Here is a 2,308-nt window from a genome sequence, read left to right on the forward strand (position 1 = left end):
AAAACGCTTAACAAGAAAGGAGAGGTTGTATGGACAACAAATTTATCCGTGTGGATGAGGTGGCGCAGGAGCTTTCCGTATCAAAGCCTTACGCTTACAAGCTCATCAAGAAATTGAATGACGAGCTGAAGGAGCAGGGATTTATCACGATTGCAGGGAGAGTAAACCGCCAGTATTTTCAAGAAAGGCTTTACGGGGCAGGAAAGGGGGAAGTGTAAATGCCAGTATTTAAGAACGAGGGCAACGGCACATGGTATGTGATGGCAAGGTATGTGAATTGGAAGGGCGAACGGAAACAGAAATGCAAGCGTGGGTTCGCCACAAAGCGGGAGGCGCAGGAGTGGGAGCGGAAATTCCAGTTGCAAAATTCCGCTGACCTTGACATGGATTTTGAAGCCTTTACAGAGCTTTATGCGAATGATGTCAAGAACAGATTGAAAGAAAACACTTGGCTGACAAAAGAGCATATCATTCGGACGAAGATTCTCCCGTACTTCGGGAAGATGAAGATTAGCGGGATTGGCACAAAGGAAATTATTGCATGGCAGAATGAACTGCTTGCCTACCGTGATGAAAAACGCAATCCCTATTCGCAGACGTATCTGAAAACGGTACACAACCAGCTTTCAGCGATATTTAACCATGCGGTGCGTTATTACGACCTGCGCTCCAATCCTGCGGCAAAAGCGGGGAACATGGGGAGCGAGGAACACAAGGAAATGCTGTTCTGGACGAAAGAAGAATATAAGAGGTTTGCGGATGAAATGATGGACAAGCCAGTTTCCTTTTACGCCTTTGAAATGCTCTACTGGTGCGGAATTCGAGAGGGAGAATTATTAGCTTTGACCGCCGCTGATTTCAATTTTGATAAGGAAACGGTCACGATTAACAAATCTTACCAACGCCTGCATGGGGAGGACGTGATTACCTCTCCGAAAACGAAAAAGAGCAACCGCACAATCAAGATGCCAAAGTTTCTCTGCGAGGAAATGCAGGAGTATGTCGGTATGCTGTATGGCTTAAAGAAGAAAGACCGTATCTTTACAATAACAAAGAGCTATCTCCATCACGAGATGGACAGAGGTGCAAAAGCCGCAGGGGTGAAACGCATACGGATTCACGATTTGCGGCATAGCCATATCAGCCTGTTGATTGACATGGGGTTCTCGGCGGTGGCGATTGCTGACCGAGTAGGGCATGAGAGCATTGAAATCACTTATAGATATGCTCACCTGTTTCCGTCAAAGCAGACGGAAATGGCAGACAGGCTGGACGATTTAGGGAAGGGGGGTTTTTGATATGTCGGCAAAGAATTTGGACAACTGCAACCGTTGGAGGAATAAAACCATCGCTTTTCGGGTATCTCCCGAAGAAAATGAGCGGATTGACAAAGCGGTGCGGCTTTCGGGGCTTACCAAGCAGGACTATATCACAAGGCGGCTCTTATGCCAAGACGTGGTCGTGCAGGGCAATCCGAGGGTGTATAAGGTGCTCCGCAATGAGCTTGCCGCCGTCCTTGCAGAATTGCAGAGGATTGAAGCGGGCGGGGGCGTAAATGAAGAACTGCTTGACACAATCGAACTGATTGCGGTGATCCTCGGCGGTCTGAAAGGAGAATGTGAAAATGACGGATAAAAAAGAAGTGACTGCTCCTGTTGTATCTGTTGGCGCAGATACGGAGCAGCCAATTCAAAAATGTAGTAGTAATAGTATAACCCTAAATACCGAAAAATTCAATATTTTCGTAGAAAAAGGCGGTGGCTGCAATGGTCGAGCTTAAAATTTTGAACATGGACGAGATACCTGCAACCGAGGTCGGGTGGCTTTGGTATCCGTATATTCCTTATGGAAAGATAACCATTGTCCACGGAGACCCCGGCGATGGAAAAACAATGATGATTTTACAGTTAGCTGCTATCTTATCAAGGGGAGATAAACTGCCTTGTGATGATACGGAGCGTGAGCCAATAAGAATTATTTACCAAACCGCAGAGGATGGACTTGGCGATACAATTAAGCCCCGTCTGCTTGCAGCTAATGCCGACTGTACGCAAATTAAGGTAATTGACGAGTCGGAAGCTGCGCTTTCAATGCTTGATGAAAGAATTGAACAGGCAATTATTGAAACGGGCGCAAGGGTAATTATTTTAGACCCCGTACAAGCGTATATCGGTTCCCAAATTGATATGAACAGGGCAAACGAAGTCCGCAATGTCCTTTCGCAGTTAGGTCGGGTAGCAGAAAAATATGGGTGCGCCGTTATCCTTGTCGGACACTTGAATAAAGTACAGGGCGGCAAAGCAAATTA

At 46.5% G+C, this 2,308-nt stretch carries 5 protein-coding genes; all 5 read left to right on the plus strand.

Going from position 1 to position 2,308, the window contains the following annotated elements; genetic code table 11:
- Nucleotides 1–29: 29 nt before the first annotated feature.
- Nucleotides 30–218 carry a helix-turn-helix transcriptional regulator gene (locus NFR99_RS15095; RefSeq protein ID WP_160254217.1) on the plus strand — a complete coding sequence of 63 codons (189 nt, stop codon included), beginning with the start codon at nt 30–32 and terminating at the stop codon, nt 216–218.
- A complete protein-coding gene (locus tag NFR99_RS15100) occupies nt 219–1,298 on the plus strand; it encodes a site-specific integrase (protein ID WP_251354063.1) in 1,080 nt (359 codons plus the stop codon). It abuts the gene before it with no gap.
- A gap of 1 nt (nt 1,299) precedes the next feature.
- The gene (locus NFR99_RS15105) at nt 1,300–1,635 is read left to right on the plus strand and encodes a plasmid mobilization protein (RefSeq protein ID WP_251354064.1); all 336 of its coding nucleotides are present in this window, start codon (nt 1,300–1,302) and stop codon (nt 1,633–1,635) included.
- Entirely contained in the window at nt 1,625–1,780 is a 156-nt protein-coding gene (locus NFR99_RS15110) for a hypothetical protein (protein WP_251354065.1), read from the plus strand. The genes NFR99_RS15105 and NFR99_RS15110 overlap by 11 nt, the downstream gene beginning before the upstream one ends.
- A partial coding sequence (locus tag NFR99_RS15115) for an AAA family ATPase (protein ID WP_251354066.1) occupies nt 1,767–2,308 on the plus strand: 542 nt, incomplete at its 3' end. The genes NFR99_RS15110 and NFR99_RS15115, both read left to right, overlap by 14 nt.

The sequence above is a fragment of the Hominisplanchenecus murintestinalis genome, assembly GCF_943193015.1.
Taxonomy (GTDB): domain Bacteria; phylum Bacillota; class Clostridia; order Lachnospirales; family Lachnospiraceae; genus Hominisplanchenecus_A; species Hominisplanchenecus_A murintestinalis.

Excerpts from the sequence above, each read along its gene's own strand:
- NFR99_RS15110 (WP_251354065.1), top strand. The coding sequence starts at position 1,625 with ATGACGGATAAAAAAGAAGTGACTGCTCCTGTTGTATCTGTTGGCGCA.
- NFR99_RS15095 (WP_160254217.1), top strand. The coding sequence starts at position 30 with ATGGACAACAAATTTATCCGTGTGGATGAGGTGGCGCAGGAGCTTTCC.
- NFR99_RS15105 (WP_251354064.1), top strand. The coding sequence starts at position 1,300 with ATGTCGGCAAAGAATTTGGACAACTGCAACCGTTGGAGGAATAAAACC.
- NFR99_RS15100 (WP_251354063.1), top strand. The coding sequence starts at position 219 with ATGCCAGTATTTAAGAACGAGGGCAACGGCACATGGTATGTGATGGCA.